General features: G+C 69.0%; 11 protein-coding genes. 1 reads left to right on the forward strand and 10 read right to left on the reverse strand.

Features of this window, described 5'->3' with window-relative positions:
- Positions 1-7: 7 nt before the first annotated feature.
- The 9 genes from CBM2586_RS26950 to CBM2586_RS26990 all read right to left on the reverse strand — a co-directional run bounded on the left by CBM2586_RS26950 (position 8) and on the right by CBM2586_RS26990 (position 15185).
- Entirely contained in the window at positions 8-3319 is a 3312-nt protein-coding gene (locus tag CBM2586_RS26950) for a hybrid sensor histidine kinase/response regulator (protein ID WP_115690884.1), read from the reverse strand.
- A gap of 51 nt (positions 3320-3370) precedes the next feature.
- Positions 3371-4177: a response regulator transcription factor gene (locus tag CBM2586_RS26955; RefSeq protein ID WP_240988496.1), complete on the reverse strand. Its 807-nt coding sequence runs from the start codon at positions 4175-4177 to the stop codon at positions 3371-3373.
- A 101-nt stretch (positions 4178-4278) separates the two neighbouring features.
- The gene (locus tag CBM2586_RS26960) at positions 4279-4920 is read right to left on the reverse strand and encodes a response regulator transcription factor (protein ID WP_115690888.1); all 642 of its coding nucleotides are present in this window, start codon (positions 4918-4920) and stop codon (positions 4279-4281) included.
- A 131-nt stretch (positions 4921-5051) separates the two neighbouring features.
- Entirely contained in the window at positions 5052-8444 is a 3393-nt protein-coding gene (locus CBM2586_RS26965) for an ATP-binding protein (protein WP_115690890.1), read from the reverse strand.
- Between the two features lie 157 nt (positions 8445-8601).
- Entirely contained in the window at positions 8602-11199 is a 2598-nt protein-coding gene (locus CBM2586_RS26970; RefSeq protein ID WP_115690892.1) for a fimbria/pilus outer membrane usher protein, read from the reverse strand.
- A 144-nt stretch (positions 11200-11343) separates the two neighbouring features.
- Positions 11344-12102, reverse strand: a complete 759-nt coding sequence (locus tag CBM2586_RS26975) for a fimbria/pilus periplasmic chaperone (RefSeq protein WP_115690894.1) — start codon at positions 12100-12102, stop codon at positions 11344-11346.
- Positions 12103-12217: 115 nt separating this feature from the next.
- Positions 12218-12766, reverse strand: a complete 549-nt coding sequence (locus CBM2586_RS26980; protein WP_115666260.1) for a fimbrial protein — start codon at positions 12764-12766, stop codon at positions 12218-12220.
- A 293-nt stretch (positions 12767-13059) separates the two neighbouring features.
- Complete coding sequence (locus CBM2586_RS26985; RefSeq protein WP_115690896.1) at positions 13060-14469, reverse strand: sensor histidine kinase; 1410 nt, start codon at positions 14467-14469, stop codon at positions 13060-13062.
- Positions 14466-15185, reverse strand: a complete 720-nt coding sequence (locus CBM2586_RS26990; RefSeq protein WP_115690898.1) for a response regulator transcription factor — start codon at positions 15183-15185, stop codon at positions 14466-14468. Before CBM2586_RS26990 ends, CBM2586_RS26985 begins: the two co-directional genes overlap by 4 nt.
- 244 nt (positions 15186-15429) lie before the next feature.
- Here CBM2586_RS26990 and CBM2586_RS26995 point away from each other — a divergent pair, with 244 nt between their 5' ends.
- Positions 15430-17418, forward strand: coding sequence for a ligand-gated channel protein (locus CBM2586_RS26995; RefSeq protein ID WP_115690900.1), 1989 nt, complete (start codon positions 15430-15432; stop codon positions 17416-17418).
- Between the two features lie 45 nt (positions 17419-17463).
- Here CBM2586_RS26995 and treF read toward each other — a convergent pair whose 3' ends face one another.
- Positions 17464-19245 (reverse strand): alpha,alpha-trehalase TreF, encoded by a 1782-nt coding sequence (gene treF / locus CBM2586_RS27000; RefSeq protein ID WP_115690902.1) that lies wholly within the window; start codon positions 19243-19245, stop codon positions 17464-17466.
- Positions 19246-19267 lie beyond the last annotated feature (22 nt).

Here is a 19267-nt window from a genome sequence, read left to right on the forward strand (position 1 = left end):
GCCTGAGTCAGGCGGCGTGGCTGCCGCACTGCGCTTCCAGCCGCTCGGCCAGTTGCTCAAGCTCGGCATGGATGGCCTGCCAGTCGGCGCCGACGGCGCCCAGCCCGGCGCGCCGCACGTTCTGTTCGAGCCAGCGGCAGGCCTGGCTCTGCACCGGATGGCCCATCACCGACAGCGCGCCGGCCAGCCCATGCAGGCGCTGGGCGAAGGTATCGGCATCGCCGGCGCGCAGTGCCTCGGCCAGCGCGCGCTGGTCGCCGCGCAGCGCATCGGCATGCAGCACGGCGCCGCCGCCGGCATGCCGCTCGGGCGCCGTGCGCGCGGCCACGCGGGGCCCGGAAAAGTCCTCGAGCAGTTCGCGCAGCGTGGCCAGCCCGACCGGCTTGGTCAGGCAGCGGTCGATGCCGGCGTGCCGGCAGCGCTCGGACACATCGGGCCCCACGCTCGCCGTGATGGCGACGATGGGCATGGCGTGTCCGGCCTCGCGCAGGCGCCGCGCCAGCGTGAAGCCATCCATGCCGGGCATCTGCAGGTCGGTCAGGATCAGGTCGTAGTGCCGGCCGGACGCCAGCGACAGGGCCTCGGGACCGTCGTGGGCCAGGTCGACCGCTTGCCCCAGGCTTTCCAGCTGCTCGCGCATGACCACCTGGTTGATGGGGTGGTCCTCCACCAGCAGCAAGGCCAGCTGCGCGGCGGGCGCCTCGGCGCGCGCCGGCGCCGTGGCGGGCACCGGCTCCAGCTCCGCGCCGGCCGCCGCCGCGATGGCCGAGACCAGGCCCTGCCAGGCGTAAGGCGAAGCCACCACCGGCGTCTGGGTCAGGTCCGGCGAGATCGGTGCCAGCGCTGAAATCACCACATCGGCATCGGGACAGGCCGACAGTGCTTCTGCGTCGCAGACCAGCACGTCGACCGGCGTCACCGGGGGCGCGCCGGGATCGTACCTGACCGCGCGTGCGCCGTAGTAGCGCAGCAGTTGCTCGACACCCTGGTAGAGCTCCTGCAAGGTGACGTTCACGCCGACGGTCAGGCCGCGCAGCGCGGCCTGCGCCCAGGACTCCGCCGCCGCCGCGATGCCCGCGCTGGCCAGCGGCAGGCTGACGATAAAGCAGCTGCCCAGCCCCGGCTCGCTGACCACGCGGATCTCGCCGCGCATCAGCTCGACCAGCCGCCTGCAGATCGACAAGCCCAGTCCGGTGCCGCCATAGTGGCGCGTATCGGGCTGCTCGGCCTGCACGAACGGCTCGAACAAGCGGCGCTGGTCGTGCGCCGCAATGCCGATGCCGGTATCGACCACCCGGATCTCGACGCCTTCGGCGCCGCCGCCGTGGGCGAGCCGCGTGCGCCTGGCCGTGACGATCACCTTGCCTTGTTCGGTGAACTTGACCGCGTTGCTGACCAGGTTGTTCAGGATCTGCTCCAGCTTGACCACGTCAGCCATCACCGGCTCCGACAGCGACGGATCGTTGATACACAGCAGGCGCAGGTGCTTGCGCGCGGCTTCGGCGGCAAAGCCGCGCGTCACTTCCTCGACCACCTCGTCGAGCCGGCACGGCCGCGGCTGCAGCGACATCTGGCCGGCCTCGATCTTGCTGAAGTCGAGCACGTCGTTGATGATGTCGATCAGCGATTGCGAGGCGTGCTGCATGACGGCCAGTTGGTCGCGCTGGCGCGGATCGAGGCGGGTCATGCTCAGCAGTTCGATGCTGCCCAGCATGCCGTTGAGCGGCGTGCGGATTTCATGGCTCATGGTGGCCAGGAACGAAGACTTGGCCCGGTTGGCGGCATCGGCGGCGCGGATTGCCTGGCGCAGGCGCGCCTCGCCGCGCCGCGCCTCGGTGACATCGTTGAGCGCGCACAGCAGTGCCGCGCGGACCTCGTAGGTGATCTGCACCAGGCGAACTTCCAGGTAGCGTGTCTCGCCATTGCCGCAGGCCATGTCGACCTCGAAGCACGGCAGCATCTGCGGCGGCCCTTCGGCACTGGCATCGCAGCTGGCCAGGCGCGCCTGGCAGGCGTCCTGCAGCTGCGCCAGCCCGGCAGGCGTGGCCTGGTCGATCAGCGACTGGGCCGCGGCATTGGCCAGCAGCACCTGGCGCGTGCTGCGCTCGACGATCATCAGGCCCACCCCCGCCACCTCGATCACGAAGCGACCCAGCGCATCGCTCTCCTGCAGGCGCTGGGACTGGCGTTGCGCCGGCCGCATGATGCGCCGGTCGATCAGCCAGATCCACGCGAACATCAGCAGCGACAGCGAACCGGTCAGCCCCAGCATCCACAAGGTGTTCTCCCGGAACTGCCGCCACACGCGGCCGACCTCGACCACGGCCACGGTGCGCCAGCCCCAGGCGTCGAGCGGATACTCCAGCACCACCTCATGCTGCAGCAGCCCGTGTCGAACCAGCGCTGATCGCACCGTGCCGGGCCGGGCACCGGCGGCAGCGAGGGCCGCGGCGACGGGCGCTGCCAGCGGGCCGGCCGGCATGCCGTCGGCGCTCAGCACCATGCCGGCATCGGTCAGCAGCATGAACTCGCCATCCGTGGCGTGGCCGTCGGGCAGCATCGGTGACAGCGGGAACTCCATCGCCAGCACCGCGGCCGGCTCGCCGCCGTCCTGGACCAGGGTGGCAAAGGTGACCGTGCGGATGCCGCTGATCCGGTCCTGCGCCGGTGGCAGCATCAGCGCCTGGGCCGGACGAGCGCGCAGGCGCTCCAGCAGCGCATCGTTGCGCAGGCGCTGCAGGGTGTCGCGCAGGTAGATCTGGCGCGCGTCGTCGCGCTCCAGCAGCATGCGCGCCGGATCCAGCCGGCGCGGGATGACGTAGAACTGGTCGGCCCGCAGGTCGATCAGGTAAGCGTTCTGCACGTCGCGGTATTGCAGATTGTTGACGCGGAAGGTGAACGTCATCACCTCGGCCAGGTCCTTCAGCCCCTTGCGCGGCAGGCCGGCGCCCGCGGGCGGAACCAGCAAGGTGATGTAGGGCCGGTCACCGCGGCGCTGCAGGCGGTCGGTCCATTTGGCATCGCGGACGGCCGCGACCTCGTCGGCAAGGCCGATATCGGACAGCCGCGCCAGCGATCCCTGCGCGCGCACGGTCAGCGCCTCGGCCCGGTGCAGCGTCGACTGCAGTGCTTCCGACTGCGCCCGCAGCACCATGCCCTGCCGCTCGATCGCCTCGCGCAGGCGGTAATGCAGCAGCACGCCCCACGACAATACGGTCAGGCCCACCACGCAGGCCGAGAACAGATAAACCAGATAGCGGATCTGGCGAATGCTCAACGGCAATGCGGCGCCGCTTTCGGCCGGCATCAGCCTTTTCATTGCTTACCTCGTATTCGTCGACCTGCCCGGGCGCGCGCGGCGCCGGGCGACTCACAACATGCCGCGCTGGATGGCGAAGGCGGCGAGCTCGACGTCGTTGTCGGCCCCGACCTTGCGCATGACGCTCTGCTTCTGCGTACTGATGGTCTTGACGGTGCGCCCGGTCCGCACCGCGATTTCGGTCACGGACAAGCCAGACAGATAGAGCCGCAGCACTTCGCTTTCGCGGGTGGTGAGCAGCTCGGCCCAGTCGTCGCAGTCGCCCAGGCCGCGGCAGCGCCGGCCCCAGATCAGGTCACAGGCGATGTCAGAGACCGAGGCGAGTTCCAGGTGTGCCATCCGCACCGCCTTGACGACTTCGTCGGCATGGTCATGGGCGGTCACGACATTGCGGCAGCCGTCCTTGATCAGTTGCAGCACGCCGGCGCGGTCCGCGATGTTGGCGATGGCGACCACGCGTTGCCGTCCCAGCGCCGCCAGCCGCGCGCCCAGGCGCGCGTAGCTGCCAGAACGTGCATCGGTGCCGTTGCCGAGGGGGAACCGCAGCGCCACCACATCGCAAACGCCTTGCCCCAGTGCCAGCGCCAGGCCGCGCTCGTCCGCCACCAGGGCTGCCAGCTCGATGCAGGCGCTCGCCGCAAGCCGCCGGCCCAGCAACCGCCGCATCACAGGTTGCGAGTCCGCGACGATCACCCGGATTTTTTCCATGACCGCTTTACGCTCCAGCGTTGTCCCGGTCTCAGGATGGGCCATGCGCCCGGCTTGCGAAATCAGCCAAGCCTGAAATGTCTGCGGTATTTTCTGATCAGTACCGGCCGAGGGGATGCGCGCTCGGGCGCAGGCCGGCAATAACCGCACGGCTCAGTAGCCGCGCGGAATTGGGCAGTGAATGGAGTGCGCGAAGAAAGTGGAGCGGAAACCCGGAGGTTCACGCAACCGCGGCAACGCGGCGGCGATTATCAGGCACCGCCAAGCAGGCCGTTGGTGCGGGCATATTCGTAAAGCTCATAATCGTTGGCCAGGCCCAGCTTCTTCATGGCAATGCTTTTTTGCGCGCTGATGGTCTTGCTGCTGCGGTTGGCCTGGCGCGCAATCTCGATGACCGGCACGCCGGCCGCGCACTGCCGGATCACTTCGAGTTCGCGCCGCGTCAGGATCGGGCGGCGTGACAGTTCATCGAGACCGCCCGAGGCCAGGATGGCGCGCACCGAGGCCGGCTGGTAGCTCAGGCCGCTGAACGCGGCGCGCACCGCGGGAATCAGTTCCTGTACCGGATCGGTCTTGTTGAGGATCACCGAAATGCCGACCTTCTGGATATTGCGGATCAGCGCAGGATTATCCAGCATGGTCATGACCACGATGCGCGTGGTGGGATAGCGGCGCCGCAGCATCTGCAGCATCGGCAGGCCGTCGCCAAACTGGCCGCCGGGCATGGAGTAATCGGTGACGATGACGTCGCAGTCGGTGCTTTCGAGCAAGGCCACCAGTTGCGTCGAATTGGTGGCACTGCCCACGACCTGCATGCCCACTTCGAAGGCCAGCACACGACTCATGCCGTCCAGGACGACGGGGTGGTCATCGGCGATGATTATTTTGATCATGGTTACCCCCTGATTTTCCGGTTCCGTGGCCACGCAGCGGTGCGCCGCGGAACTGAGCCGGTATTAATACCGGTCATCTTCGCTGACCTGAATATTAGGAGTCTTCCGAAAAACCCGAATTAAGGTATTCCTTAAATAGTACTCCGCCAATCACCAGGATGGCCGTTGCGGCTGGCATTCTGGCTGCCGTTGTGGCCGCCGTTGTGATGGGTCGCCGGATCGTCGGGGCCGTCAAAGTACGCTGCAAGATACAAGGCGAGGTTGTCGACATGGGCCTGCACGGCCTCCTGGGCGTGGGCAACTTCCAACTCCAGTTCCCGGCACAGCGCGACGATTTCTTCGCCGTCTTCGGCCAGTGCCATGGCGCCGCGCATGCGATGGGCATGGTGGCGGATCGCCTTCCATTCCCCGCTGCGCGCAGCGGCGGACAGCGCGGCGAAATCATCACGCATGGTATGCGCCAGCAGCGCGAAGGTGGCGGCGCTATCAGGGATGCGCGGCAGCCCGGCCAGGTCGTCGGCCGATCGCCCCGGCACGGCCGCATCGGCCGGCAGCACCGCCCGCAGGCACTCGGCCAGGGGACCGAGCAGGACGGGCTTGGACAGGTAACGGTCCATGCCGGCTTCGAGGCAGCGCTCCGCCTCGCCCTGCGCGATGCTCGCGGTCAGCCCCACGATCGGTACAGTCACCCCCTGCGCGCGCAGCCTGCGGCTCAGTTCGTTGCCATCCATGCCGGGCATGTGGACATCGGTGAGCACCAGGTCGAACCCGCGCTGCTGCCACAGCGCCAGCGCTTCTTCGCCTCCGGTGGCCAGCGTGGCGCGGCAGCCAAGGCGGTCGAGCTGCTGCTGCATCAGCAGCCGGTTGTAGGGATGGTCGTCGACCACCAGGATCTCCAGCCCCAGCTGCGGCACCGGATCGGCTGCCGTCGCCGCCAGCGGCGCGCTTGCCGGCGTCATGCCGGCGGCCAGGCACAGCGCGCGCAGGATGCCGGCCTGATGATAGGCGTTGACCAGCCAGCTGCCGCCGACGTGCTGCGGTTCGGCCGGACCATCGGCGCGTCCGAACACCACGCCGGCATAGCCCTGCGGAATCGCCGCGATACGGCGAGTCGCGACGAACAGCACCATGCCGGGTTCCGGCGCCGGCCCGTCGCAGGCGATCGCCTTGCACCCGATCGCGCGCAGGGTGTCGATGGCATGGTTGCGGATCTCATCGTCCTCGGTCAGCACGGCGACCGGCGGCAGCACCGGCTCCAGCGCCGTGCGCGGGCCCGCCTGCGGCAGCCGCAGCAGGACCCGGAACACACTGCCCTTGCCGGGCTCGCTGTGCACGGAAATGCTGCCATCCATCAGTGCCGCCAGCCGCCGGCAGATCGACAAGCCCAGGCCCGTCCCGCCATATCGCCTGGCGGTGGACGGATCGGCCTGCACGAACGGCTCGAACAGCTTTTCCTGGACTTCGGGCGCGATGCCCGGCCCGGTATCCGCGACCTCGAGCTGGATCGTGATCCTGGCTGCAGCGTCGGCAACCTCCGGCACAGCGGCTACGACATCGCCTGGGGCGCGCCCGAGGCGCACGATGACATGGCCCGTGGCGATGAACTTCAGCGCATTGCCAAGCAGGTTGCCGATGATCTGGCGCACCCGCACCGGATCGCCGGCCAGGCACGGCAGGCCCGGCTCCGGATAGCACGACAGCGCAATCCCCTTTTGCAGCGCGATCGGCGCCTGCGCGCGCACCGTCGACTCGAGCAGGTCGACCGGATCGAACGGCACGCTGTCCAGGTGCATCTGGCCCGCTTCCGCGCGCGAGTAGTCAAGCAGGTCATCCAGGATCTGCAGCAGCACCTGCGACGAAGACTGGATGGTCGACAGCATCTCGCGCTGGCCGTGCGCAAGGCTGGTCAGCGACAGCAGTTCCAGCGTGCCCAGCATGCCGTACAACGGCGTGCGGATTTCATGACTCATGGTGGCGAGGAAGCGCAGCTTGGCGGCGCTGGCCTCGTCGGCAAGCCGGCGCGCGCGCGCCAGCTTGCGGTGCGCCTCGCGCTCTTCGGTGACATCATGGATCGCGCACAGCAGCACGTCCTCGCCTTCGAAGCGGGTACGGCAGCCGACCACCAGCACGTCGCGCGCGCCACCGGCGCCCGCCGGCACCCGCACCTCGAGCCGTACCGGCGTTTCGCCGCGCCGGGCCAGGATGGCGTCCAGCCAGGGCCGGCCCTGCGTGCGCGCATCGAGCGGCAGCCATTGCGCGGCCAGCGCGTTCTCGGCGCGCACATGGGCATCGGCCGTGCGCACCACCCGCAGGCCTACCGGCGCGGCCTGCATCACGGTGCGGTTGAAACGCTCGCTGTCCTCGATGCGTTCGGCGTTGCGCTGCATCGGCACCAGGACCCGGCGCCGGACCATGCGCGCCCCTTGCAGCACCGCGGCGATGCCCAGCCCGTAGAGCAGCAGCGCCGCCGCCAGCGCCAGTCCGTGATCGGCCAGGCCTTGCGACAGCGGGTAGGCATACGCCGCGCGCCAGCCCTGGTCGCGCGCCATGCCGCCGATCATCAGGCTGCCTTGCTCGAACCAGTAGGCCACGCCCTGCTCGCTGGCGGCCGGCTCGCGCGCGACCCGCTCGCTCAGGGCCTGGGTGCGCAACCAGCCGGCATCGCGGCCCTGGAACAGCAACTTGCCACGCTCATCGAAAAACACGGCGCGCTGGCCCGAGACCCGTTGCGCCGCTTGCGTGGCCCCCGGCAGGCTGACATCACCCATCAGCGCGCGCAGCGGAAGGGCGGTCGCGGTATAGCCGAGCAGCGCTCCGGTGGCGTCGCGAACGGGCAGGAAGCAGCTCAGCATCGGTTCCTGCCCGACCAGGCCCGGATAGGGACCGGCCCACAGCGGCGTGCCTGCCGGCGTCGACGCCCGCGCTTCGCCGGACCGGCGCGCCAGTGCCTTGGCCCAGTTGCTGACGGCATCGGCAACCAGCGGGCCATTCAGCGGCAGGGCCGCCGGCAGCGCGGGGGTCACCAGCGCCTCGCTGCCGTCCGCCATCACAAACACCGAGCGCACGCCCTGCGGCGCCGTGCCCCAGTACGCGCGCTCGAACATGGCAAAGCGAATGATGTGCGACACGGCCGCGGACCGGTCCGCGCCCGGCACCGGCGCGCCGCGCATCAGGGTCGCGGGATTGATCAGCCCGGGCAAGTCGAGCGCGCGCGCACTGCCCACCGGCACGGCCATCAGCATGGCTTCGAGCCGGGTCGCGGGCCGGTCGTTGCGCACCAGCCGGTACTCGGGTCCGGTGATCTCGGCCATGCGCCGGATAAAGTACTCGTGGGTGGCCTTGGCGGCCAGCACCGCGCCAAAGTGCTGGCGCGCGGCCCATGCCTGCTCCCATACGACGCGCTGGAACCGGCTATGCAGAAACAAGGCGAGGCAGCCGCTGATCACCACGATCAGCAGGGCGGCAACGACGGCGAGAAGGCGACCGGGAAACTGCTTGTTTGCGCGAGACAGCCAATTGGGCATTGGCGAAGCTCCTTCTCAGCAACCTGCCTGACGTCGCTCGGGGACCGGGCATCACCCGCGCCCGATGGCTGGGGAATTGCCTACGGATTATGCATCAACATCCCGGCTCTTCCCGGCACGCCGCCGTGTCGCGACGGCTGGCAGGCCACTGACCATGTCATGCCCCGCCCTGGCGCGGCGCCCATGCCACGCACGCCGCGTCAATCACTTCCAACGGGTTGGCCGGGCGCGCCGTTTCCGGCGGCAGCGCGTAGCGCAGCGCGCACGAGGCTTTCGCGTCGCTGCCCCATTTCACCAGCAGTTCGCCGCTGTCCTGCTTCAGCCCGCGCACGATGATGCGTCCACCCTGCCCCACGGTGCCGGCCGCCTGGCCCCGCGCGTCGGTGACCTCCGCTCCGAACGGCAGCGGCGCCCCATCGGGGCCCATGACGCGCAGGATCGCGGCGCGCCCGGGGTTGTCGGTCTCGAACTTCATCGTCACGATGGCGCCCGCGGTGGGTGCCGTGTTCTGCTGCGTGGTCTTCAATGCCACGCTGATCGGCAGCCCCTTGGGATCGATCTCGACCTGGTTGGTCGAGAACGGCGTCAGGCTCGTCACGATGGCGTGGCCCCACGGATCCACGCGCAGGCCGCTGCCGTTGGTCACGCGCGCGCCGGCGGCATCCGCGGCCTCGACAATGGCCATGGTGTCGCCCGGCATCGGCGTGAACGCGACGCCACCGGCATAGGCGACGATGCCGCCGCCGATGCCGAAACCGGCCTGCGAGTAGTTGCGGCCCTTGCTGGCGCTGGCGGTGACGGTGGCGAAGGGCGACACATAGCCGACGTTGGCGCCGACCGTGGCCGTGTCGGTGCTGTTGCCGCCGCCGGTATAGCCGGCATTGATGCCGTAGGTGAAGGCGTTGTCGTCGCCGAGCGTGCCGGTCACCGATTGCTGCAGCGAGCTAACGCCACTGGAGTCGTGGGACAGGCTGGTCATGGAGTGCGGCGCATGCTGGCCGGTGCCGAGCGGGATGCCCACGGTGAGCATCACCCGGTTATCCCATTTGCCGGCGTTGACGTTGAACTGGCGCGATGCCGAGACCCCGTAGTTGATGCGCTTGTAGCTGTTGTTGTAGCCGGCCTGGAACTGGGTGTCGCTGCCGCTGCGGTTCCAGTAGTTCTGCGTGGACCCGGTCAGGTAGAACGAGCCGTAGCCCTGCGGCAGCATCTGGTTGATGGTCACCTGCAGCCGCCCGCGCTGGATCCCGCCCATGAACATGCCCGCGGCCATGCCACGCTGCTCCAGGTCGCGCAGCGCCATGGCATCGGCCATGCTGAGATAGCCGCTGCTGGAGTAGCGGTAGGCGGCCAGCGTCAGGTTGGTGTTGGTCGGCGCCACCAGCTTGCTGTACGACAGCCGCAGGCTCTGGCCATCGCGCCCGCCCGCGTCGATCAGCGTGGTCCAGGCTTGCGTGATATCGGCACCGAAGGCGCCCAGGTCCGTGTTCAACGCCCCGCCGCCCATCACCGCGGTGTAGTCCTGCGCCACGATAAAGCCGCCGTAGCCCGTCACCATATTGCTGATGCCGTGCTGGACCGTGGCCTGCATCATCATCGGGCGGCTGTGGAGCGAGACATTGCGGTACTGTCCCACGGTAATGCTGTAGCGCGTGATGCCCGGGCGCAGCGCATTGACGGCCGCGGCAAAGGGCAGCCGCGAGGTGCGCACGCTGCCGTCGGCTTCGGTGATCACCAGTTCCAGGTCGCCCCCGTATCCGGTCGGGTACAGGTCGGTGATCTCGAACGCGCCGGGCGCGACGGTGGTTTCGTAGATGATGTTGCCGCTCTGGCGCACCTGCACCCGGGCATTGCTGTTGGCAATGCCGCGCACCACCGGTGCATAGCCGCGTTGCGATTCCGGGTACATGCGGTCGTCGCTGGCGACCTGCACGCCGCGAAAGCCGAAGCTGTCGAACAGGGCCCCATCCGTATAGGCCTCGCCGATCACCAGCTGGCCGCGGATCTGCGCCAGCGAGCGCTGCAGGCTGGTCTGCACGCTCTGGTAGCGGCTGCCCTCGATATCGCCATGGGTCAGGTTGCCCACATGGCGCAAGCGCCAGCCGCCGAAGTTAAAGCCGGCGTTCAGGCCGACGTAGCCTTGCGTGGTCGATAGCCCGCTCGCATCCGAGTGATAGACGTTGGCGTTGTACTGCAGCCGCGCCGCGGTGACGCCCTCGTCCCAGTATTTGGGATCGACATAGCCGCGTGCCGTGCGCGACATGGCAATCTGCGGCACCGAGACGTCCAGCCGCTGCTCGCCGTTGTCGAAGCCGGCGGTGGCATCGGGCACCAGCTCGGGCAGCGCCACGCAGCCAGCCACCAGCCTTGCCGAGGCCTCGGGCGAGAGTTTCGACAGGTCTATGCCGATGCGCTCGACCGCGGCGCGGTCGAAGCAGGGCTGCACATTGCGGGTGTCGTCGCCGACCTGGCGCAGCGTCGCCTCGGTCCGGCCCAGCCAGACGTCGTTCACGTAGAGCTCTGCGCGATAGTTGCCCGGCAGGGCCACGTTGCCCTTGTTGAAGCGGCTCACGTCGATGCGGACCCCGCCTGGCTGTTGCAGGAAGGTATCGTTGAATTCAACTTCGGCGAGTAACGTTGAACCACGGGAACTGCCGGGCGCTCCCCACGCACTCATGCTGGCAAACAGGGACAACACCACCGCACTGGCCGGGCGCAGCCGCGACGGGAACGACGAGGTCTTCTGGGTTTTCATGATCTATGCCGGATAACTGGCACTGCGCGGGCAAGACTTGCCCCTGCCGCCTGCGCGGCATCGTCAATCGAAGGCATGCAGCCTGGAGGGTCGCCGGGCGGCGCCCGGCGCGAGTCAGCGCAGCATTCAGCGCAAGCTTCAGCGCTAGAGGGCCTGGGCGGCGCCGCTGTCGAGCGCGGCTTCGCCGCGTGCGGAGGCGCCGTAATCATTGATGGTGTTGAAGCGGACCCTGGCGTCGGGCCCCTGCGGCACCTCGCCGGTCAGCGGAAAGCTTTTGGTTTCGCCCGGCCCGATCATGCCGCCTTCTTCGAAGCGGGCGGTCCTGCCGCCGCCGACCAGTTCGATTTTGGAGAAGGAAACGTGATACGCGCTCGGGTTGCTGCCTTCCAGTGCAGGCTTGCCGCCGGCCTGGACGACGCGCCAGCGGATCATGGCCGGGGCTTCCTCCGCCGTGCCCTTCAGGCCGGCAGGACGGAAGAACAGCTTGATGCGCGAGCGAAAAGCCAGTTGCAGCTTGTTGGCGTCGGCCTGGTCCGCGCCGGGCTTGGGCGGGATTTCCAGCACGTTGAGCCAGAACACGGATTCGCGGTCCTGCGCCAGCGGCTCGCCGGTGTAGAGGATGCGTAGCGTCTGGCCCTTGCCGGGGTCGATGCGCGATACCGGCGGGGTTACGGCAAAGGGGACTTCGATGGCGGCGGGCGCGGCCCTGGGATCGCCCTTGTCGATCCACGCCTGCGTCAATGCGGGCGTCTTGCCTTCGTTGGTCAGCTTGATGGTGGTCTCGCTCTCCTGCGCGCGATAGATGACCCGCGTACCGGCGATGACCACGGAGGCCTGCGCTTGCACCGCACTCAGGAGTCCCAGCGCAACAACGCCGGCGGAAATCAGGGACTTGATCGTCATGTTTCGGGTGAACCGGCGGCCGGACAGGCCGCTAATGGGTTTACCGGCGCGACGTCGGGTGGAGCACGGGGCGGAGCGCGCCGGTATCACGCTCCGCACCCGGGAGGGACGAGACTTATTCGTAGGCGATGGAGTACATCACGCTGGAGTTGGCGGAACCGGCGCTCGCCTGGCCGGTGGCGTAGTACTGCGCGTAGTACCACAGCGTGGCCGCGCCGTTGACGAGCGCAACCGCATTCGAGTTTTGCGCCAGATTGGTGTAGCCGGCCTTGATCGGCGTGTTGGCGGTGCCGCCGTTCAGCAGCCGGATCTGCACGTTGGTGGCGCCGTTCGCATCCAGAATCAGGTTGCCGGTGCTGGCGTCCGTGGTCGGGCCGGCCTCAAAGAACGTATGCACGTTGCCGGTATCCGGCGTGCATTCGGTCAGCGCGATATTGAACGGGGTCTGGCCGGCAACATCGCCGGCTTGCTTCAGGGTCGAGGTGGAAACCGTCGGCAGCAGCACGGTGAAGTCGTGGTTACCGCTGCCGTTGCCGTTGATCTTGCAGGTCTGGGCGGTGATGGAGCCATTGAAGGTGATGGTGCCATCGGCGGCATGCGCAAACTGCGCGCCCATGGCGATACCGGCAACGATCAGAGCGGCGAGAAGCTTGTTATTGGTCATGATGGGTGATTCAGAGGTTGGTAGGTCAATGGCTTGCGGATCCGGCGGATCCCGCCTTGCCCCGTGCCGCGTGCAATTGCCGATCGGCTCGTGCAGTTGCCGGCCGCCCCGGGGACAAGTGGAATATAGGGATGGGGCTTAATGCCACCAATCAGGCAAGCCTTAGATCTGGTTCGGAATTTTCCCTTTGACTTGCCAGGGTCACGCCATGATGCGTTGGCACCACCAGGGGCCGGCATGGATGACGGACCGGCTCCGCAGGCCGCCCGCTTGCAGCGCCGCCGCTGCGCGCGTCAGGCCCGGCGTGGCAGGTACACCGATACCGCCAGCCCGCGCGGCTGTGCATTGCGGGCGGATACCGTGCCGCCATGCGCAGCGATACCCGCATGCGCGATGCTGAGCCCGAGCCCGGCGCCGGCCGGATGGCCGGGGCCGCTGCGCACGCGATAGAACGGTTCGAACAGGCTTGCCAGCGCTGCGGCCGGCACGCCGGGGCCACCGTCGACGATATCGAGGCGGATCTCGTGCGCGTCGGCCTGCAGCGTCACGCTCACCGGCGCGGCCGGTTCGGTGTAGCGGATGGCATTGCGCAGGATGTTCTCGATCGCGCTGCCCAGCGCCGCGGCATCGGCGTCGAAGATCAGTTCGTCGGGCGCGGTCCAGCGGATCGCCACGCCGCGGGCCGCGGCCTCGAAGCGTGCATCGGCGACGATCACGTCGACCAGTCCGGCGAGGTCGATGGGGTCGCGCACCGGCGCCATCGCATGCAGCCGCGCCAGCTGCAGCGTGCGCTCGACCAGGGCATCGAGCCGCTCGGTCTCGCGCTCGATGCGCTCGAACTGCAGCGCGAGCGTGGCATCGCGCCGGCGCGCCAGCTCCAGCGACAGGCGCAGCCGGCCCAGCGGCGAACGCAGCTCATGCGCAATATTGCGCAACAACTGCTCGCGCCAGTCCACCAGGCGCTGCAGCCGGTCGGCCATGGCGTCGAAATCGCGCGCGAGCTGGCCAAGCTCGTCGGCGCGGCGGGCCAGCACGGGCGCCGTGCGCGTGGCCAGCGCGCCATCGGCGAGCGCCTGCGTGGCTGCGCGCAGGCGCCGCACCGGGCCGGTCACGTGCCGCGTCAGGGCCCAGCACAGCGGCGCCGACACCGCCAGCGCGAACAGGCCGAGCGCCAGCGCCACCGGCGACAGGTGCAGCACCTCCCAGCGCGACGAGTCGAACGGCAGGAACAGCAGCAGCGCCTCGCTGCCGTCCGGCAGCGCGATCGGTTGCGGGTCCCACCATGACACGCGCGCGCCGGGCCGCGGCCCGTGCGCGACCCCATGGCCGTTCATGCCGGCGCGCCACATCGGCACGATGCGGTCGGCCAGATGGTTGCGCAGCCGCGTCGGCAGTTGGCGGCCGAGCATGTCGTGCAGCGCGGGGTCGACGATATAGACGTCCAGCGCCGAGGCATGTGAATCCATCGCCCGCAGCCAGCGCCGCAGTCCTGGACGCCCCTGGGTCCGCGCCACCTCGATGGCGTCCGCGGTGAGCGCGGCAGGGCTCAGGCCGTCGAGCGCCTCGAAGCGGTACCAGGCCATCGCCGCCGTCAGCGCCATGCCGATGCCGACGATCGCGGCCATGCCGAGCCAGAACGCCAGGAAGTTGCGCCAGAACAGCGACAGCGGCAACAGCGTGCGCACGCGGCGCCAGCCGTTCACGGTGCCTGTACCAGCAGGTAGCCCTGGCCGCGCAGGTTGCGGATCCGCAGCGGCGACGCAGCGCCGTCGAGCGCCAGCTTGCGGCGCAGCGCGCTGATGTGGGTGTCGAGGCTGCGGTCGTAGCGCTCGGGAGCGCGCCCCAGCGCGAAGCGCCCGATTTCCTCCCGCGCGACCACCCGCCCTGCCGAGCGCACCAGGATTTCCAGCACGCGCTGCTCGGCACCGGTCAGCCTGGCCCGCGCCGCGCCGTGCACGGCTTCGCCCGAAGCCGGGTTCAGGCGCAGCGCGCCGGCCTCCAGCCACGGGCTGGCGCCGGTGGCCGGCGTGGCGCACTGGAACCGGCGCAGCACGGCGTGCATGCGCGCGCGCAGTTCGCGCGGGCTGAAGGGCTTGCTCAGGTAATCGTCGGCGCCGAGTTCCAGTCCGAGCACGCGGTCGGTCTCGTCGCCATGCGCGGTAAACATGATCACCGGGCGCTGCGAGCGCGCGCGGTGCAGGCGCAGCAGCTCCAGGCCGTTGCCGTCGGGCAGCATCAGGTCCAGCAGCGCAACGTCGTAGTCATTGCGGGCGAGCAGGGTCTCGCCCTGCTCGCGGGTGTGCGCCAGCGTGACGGTGCAGTGGTCGGGCTCCAGGTATTCGCGCAGCATCTGCGCCAGTTCCAGGTCGTCGTCGATCAGCAGCACGCGCGCGGGCGGCGTGTGAGAGCACATCAGCATGCAGCTTGCCGGGGCCCGGGCAGGCGAGGAAGGGGCCGCCGGCCCCCGGTTCCGTCAAGAAACGTCAAGAAAACAAAAGCTTTCCAAAGTGACTGGTTAGCAATTTTTCCCACGATTCTAATATGAGAATGATTGTTATTTGCATACAGCGAGGAAAAAAATGAAGGACAGGCAGGCCGCCGGAAGCGGGTCGGCATTGCAGGCGGCAGCACGGGCAATGGTTGGAACGGCATCACCGCGGGGCATGTTGCGGGGACAGTGGACCAAGGGGCTGGCGGCGGTCTGCGCGGCCTCGGGCATGACCGGGGCCTGGGCCCAGGCCCAGGAACCCAGGGCGGATGCCACCCTCGCCACCGTGGTGGTGACTGCCGCGGGCAGCGCGCAGGATATCCGCGATGCGCCCGCGTCGATCAGCGTGGTCACGCGTTCGGAACTGGAGAACAAGGCTTACCGCGACCTCAACGACGCGCTGGTCGAAGTGCCGGGCGTGATCGTCAGCGGCGGCGGCGACCGCACCGATATCAGCCTGCGCGGCATGGGCGCCAAGTACACCCAGGTACTGATCGACGGCAAGCGCCAGAGTTCGCGCGAAACCCGCACCAATTCCGACTCGTCCGGCGTCGAGAGCAGCTGGACTCCGCCGCTGGCCGCGATCGAGCGGATCGAGGTGGTGCGCGGGCCGATGTCGTCGCTGTATGGCTCCGATGCCATGGGCGGCGTGGTCAACATCATCACGCGCAAGGTGCCGAAGCAATGGACCGGCGAGCTGCGCGGCGATGCCACGCTGCAGCAGCACAGCGACTCGGGCAACCAGTACCAGGGCAATTTCTACCTGGCCGGCCCGCTCAAGAGCGACCTGCTGGGGCTGCAGTTATACGGCCAGAGCACGCATCGCCTCGAGGACGAGATCGATTACGGCTTCCGCGGCCGCCGCGCCGAGAGCCTGACCGCCAAGCTGGCGCTGACGCCCACGCGCCAGCACGACATCGTGTTCGAGGCCACCGGCATGCGCCAGCAACGCAGCGAGACCGTGGGCAAGACCGTGCCGCCGCTGCCGCCCGGCACGCCGTGCCCGCGCACCGGCTGCCCCGCCTCGTCCGAGACCGACTACCGCAGCGAGAAATACGCGTTGTCGCACACCGGCCGCTGGGGCTTCGGCGTCTCCGACAGCTATCTCCAGCAGGAGGAGTTCGACAACCGCAGCCGCCGGATGAAGATCAAGAACCTGGATGCGCGCACCAGCTGGGCCATGCCGCTGGGCAACCACATGCTGTCGGTTGGCGCCGAATACCTGAACCAGCGCCTGAACGACCAGACCGGCAACCAGATCGCGGGCGGCCCGAACCGGGTCGAGCGCTACCAGTGGGCGCTGTTTGCCGAGGACGAATGGCGCCTGGCGCAGAGCTTTGCGCTGACCGGCGGCGTGCGCATGGACCATGACCAGAACTTCGGCCAGCACTACAGCCCGCGCCTGTACGGCGTCTGGCATGCGGCCGAGCGCTGGACCGTCAAGGGCGGCGTGTCCACCGGCTTCCGCGCGCCGGACCTGCGCCAGACCGTGGCCGGCTGGGGCCAGACCAGCCGCGGCGGCAACATGTACGGCAACCCGGACCTGAAGCCCGAGACCATGGTGTCGCAGGAACTGGGCCTGCTCTACGACAAGGGCAACGGCCTGCAGGCCGGCGTGACGCTGTTCAACAACGACTTCAAGGACAAGATCACGCGCGTGGCCTGCCCGCTCACGCAATGCACCGACGGTCCCAACCAGTTCGGCGCCGCCCCGACCACGTACATGAACGTGGACCGCGCCTACTCGCGCGGCGTCGAAGCCAGCCTGCGCTGGCCCATCGCGCAGGCGTGGTCGCTGACCGGCAGCTACACCTACACCCGCTCGGAACAGAAATCCGGCCAGTACCAGGGCCAGCCGCTGAACCAGTTGCCGATGCACCTGCTGGTGGCCACGCTGAACTGGCGCCCGTCCGAAAAGCTCAACGCCTGGGCCCGCGTCAACTACCGCGGCAAGGAGAGCCAGCCGATCACCGGGCCGTCTTCCAGCACCGTGGTGGCGCCGTCATACACCTTTGTCGACCTGGGCGCGACCTACTCGGTGACCAGGAACGTGTCGGTGTTCGCCGGCATCTACAACCTCTTCGACAAGCAGGTGAACTACACCGACTACGGCTATGTCGAGGACGGCCGGCGCTACTGGATGAGCGTGGCGGTCAAGTTCTGACCCCTGTTGCCGCGGCGCGGGCGCTGCGCGGTTCCGTCGGGGGCCTCAGGCCGCCACGTCATCCGCGCGGCACCTTGCCGGCACCTCGCCGTAGCGTGCCATCAGCGCCCCGGCAACCGCGTTGGTCCAGCCGAAGCCGTCCTGCAGCGGATACTCGCCGCCGCCCCCGCCCTGGGCGGCACCTTCGATACGCCGGATGCGGTACTTCTCGACCAGCTTGCATTCGTGGGTGTACAGGCTGGCCACGGTGGCCAGCCAGCGTTGCGCAATCTCGCGCGCGAGGGCCTCGTGGCCATAGCGCTCCAGGCCGCACACCGCCAGCCATTGCAGCGGGGCCCAGCCATTGGGATGGTCCCATTGCTGGCCCGAGGTGCACTCCGTGGTGGCCAGGCCGCCGTCCACCAGCAGCCGCTGCTGCACCGCATGCGCCACCGCTTGCGCCTGCGCCGGAGTGGCCAGGCCGAGATAGAGCGGCATCACGGTGGCCGCGGTGAGGTACCGGCGCGGCGCGCCGCGGCACCAGTCGTAGTCGACGAAGACGCCGGCGGCCTCGTCCCACAGGTACTGCAGGATGGCGGCCTCGCGCCGCTGCGCCGCGGCGCGGTAATCCTCCGCCGCGGCATCGCCGGCGCGCTCGCACAGCGCCGCAAGCCGTGTTTCCAGGTGCCACAGCAGCGCATTGAGATCGACCGGCAGCATCGCCGTGGTGCGGATGGTGGCCAGGTCAGCGGGCTGGCCGGCGGCCGGATCAGGCGCCTCCAGCCAGCGCGAGCTGAAGTCCCAGCCTGACTCGGCCGCGGCGCGCAGGTCGCGGAACACCATATGGTGCGGCCGACCGCTGCGCAGCGCGGTCTCCATGTCTTCCAGGAACGCCTCCTCGCGCGGCCATGGGCGGTCGTCCCAGTAGCGGTTGAGCAGCGCGCCGTCGGGCAGGCAGACCATGCGGCGGTGCGCGTGGCCGGGACACAGGCCGTCGGCGCCGTCCATCCAGAACGCGTATTCGCGGCGCAGCTGCGGCAGGAAGTCGAGCGCGCTGGCCAGTTGCTCGCGCTCGAGCAGATCCACCATCAGCGCAAACACCGGCGGCTGCGAGCGGCTCAGGTAGTAGTTGCGGGTGCCGTTCGGCACCAGGCCGTAGGTATCGATCAGGTAGGCAAAATTCCGCGTCATCTCCACCATCAGGTCGCCGTGCCCGCTGGGGGCCAGGCCCTGCATGGTGAAGTAGGAATCCCAGTAATAGAGTTCACCGAAGCGCCCGCCCGGCACCACGTAGCGGTGCGGCAGCGGCAACAGCGACGACAGCGGCGGATGAGCCACGGGCGCGCGCGTCAGCACCGGCCACAGGCCGTCGATATGCTCGCGCAGGGTGCTGGCCGGATCGGACACGTAATGGCTGTCCGGCACGGTGGCGCGGGTGAAGTACGCCTGCACGAAATCCGCCAGCGAGAAGCCGGGCGTGTCGCGGGTGTCGCGATAGCGCGCCACGATCAGGGCCGGATCGCAATTGGGAATGCAGTCCGGGAAGGTCTTGCTGTCGGCGAACAGGCCGCTGTGCTGGACGTCGACGAACAGTTCGCAATAGCGCGCCGCCGGCGACAGCATGTCGGCGCAGGCGCAGCCCGGCAGCGCGTGCGGCGGCGGGCAGTCGCGGTGCGTGATCAGATACGGCTGCGCCGCCGCGTGGATCTTGCCGGGCGCCGCGGCCGGCCCGGCCACGGCGCCGGCCCCGTCGGGCGTGGCCGGAGCGCTGCGCGGCACCGTGCTGCCGCTGGCGGCGGCCGACGGCGGCGCCGCGGGTTGGGAATCGGGCTTGCCGGTCGGCCGCATGGACGCCTCCTGGTGCCGGCCA

The sequence above is a fragment of the Cupriavidus taiwanensis genome (assembly GCF_900250115.1).
Taxonomy (GTDB): domain Bacteria; phylum Pseudomonadota; class Gammaproteobacteria; order Burkholderiales; family Burkholderiaceae; genus Cupriavidus; species Cupriavidus taiwanensis_B.

Coding starts and splice junctions, on each gene's coding strand:
- CBM2586_RS26975 (WP_115690894.1), bottom strand. CDS start 12,102: ATGACGATCAAGTCCCTGATTTCCGCCGGCGTTGTTGCGCTGGGACTC.
- CBM2586_RS26960 (WP_115690888.1), bottom strand. CDS start 4,920: ATGATCAAAATAATCATCGCCGATGACCACCCCGTCGTCCTGGACGGC.
- treF (WP_115690902.1), bottom strand. CDS start 19,245: ATGCGGCCGACCGGCAAGCCCGATTCCCAACCCGCGGCGCCGCCGTCG.
- CBM2586_RS26965 (WP_115690890.1), bottom strand. CDS start 8,444: ATGCCCAATTGGCTGTCTCGCGCAAACAAGCAGTTTCCCGGTCGCCTT.
- CBM2586_RS26995 (WP_115690900.1), top strand. CDS start 15,430: ATGTTGCGGGGACAGTGGACCAAGGGGCTGGCGGCGGTCTGCGCGGCC.
- CBM2586_RS26950 (WP_115690884.1), bottom strand. CDS start 3,319: ATGAAAAGGCTGATGCCGGCCGAAAGCGGCGCCGCATTGCCGTTGAGC.
- CBM2586_RS26980 (WP_115666260.1), bottom strand. CDS start 12,766: ATGACCAATAACAAGCTTCTCGCCGCTCTGATCGTTGCCGGTATCGCC.
- CBM2586_RS26970 (WP_115690892.1), bottom strand. CDS start 11,199: ATGAAAACCCAGAAGACCTCGTCGTTCCCGTCGCGGCTGCGCCCGGCC.
- CBM2586_RS26990 (WP_115690898.1), bottom strand. CDS start 15,185: ATGCTGATGTGCTCTCACACGCCGCCCGCGCGCGTGCTGCTGATCGAC.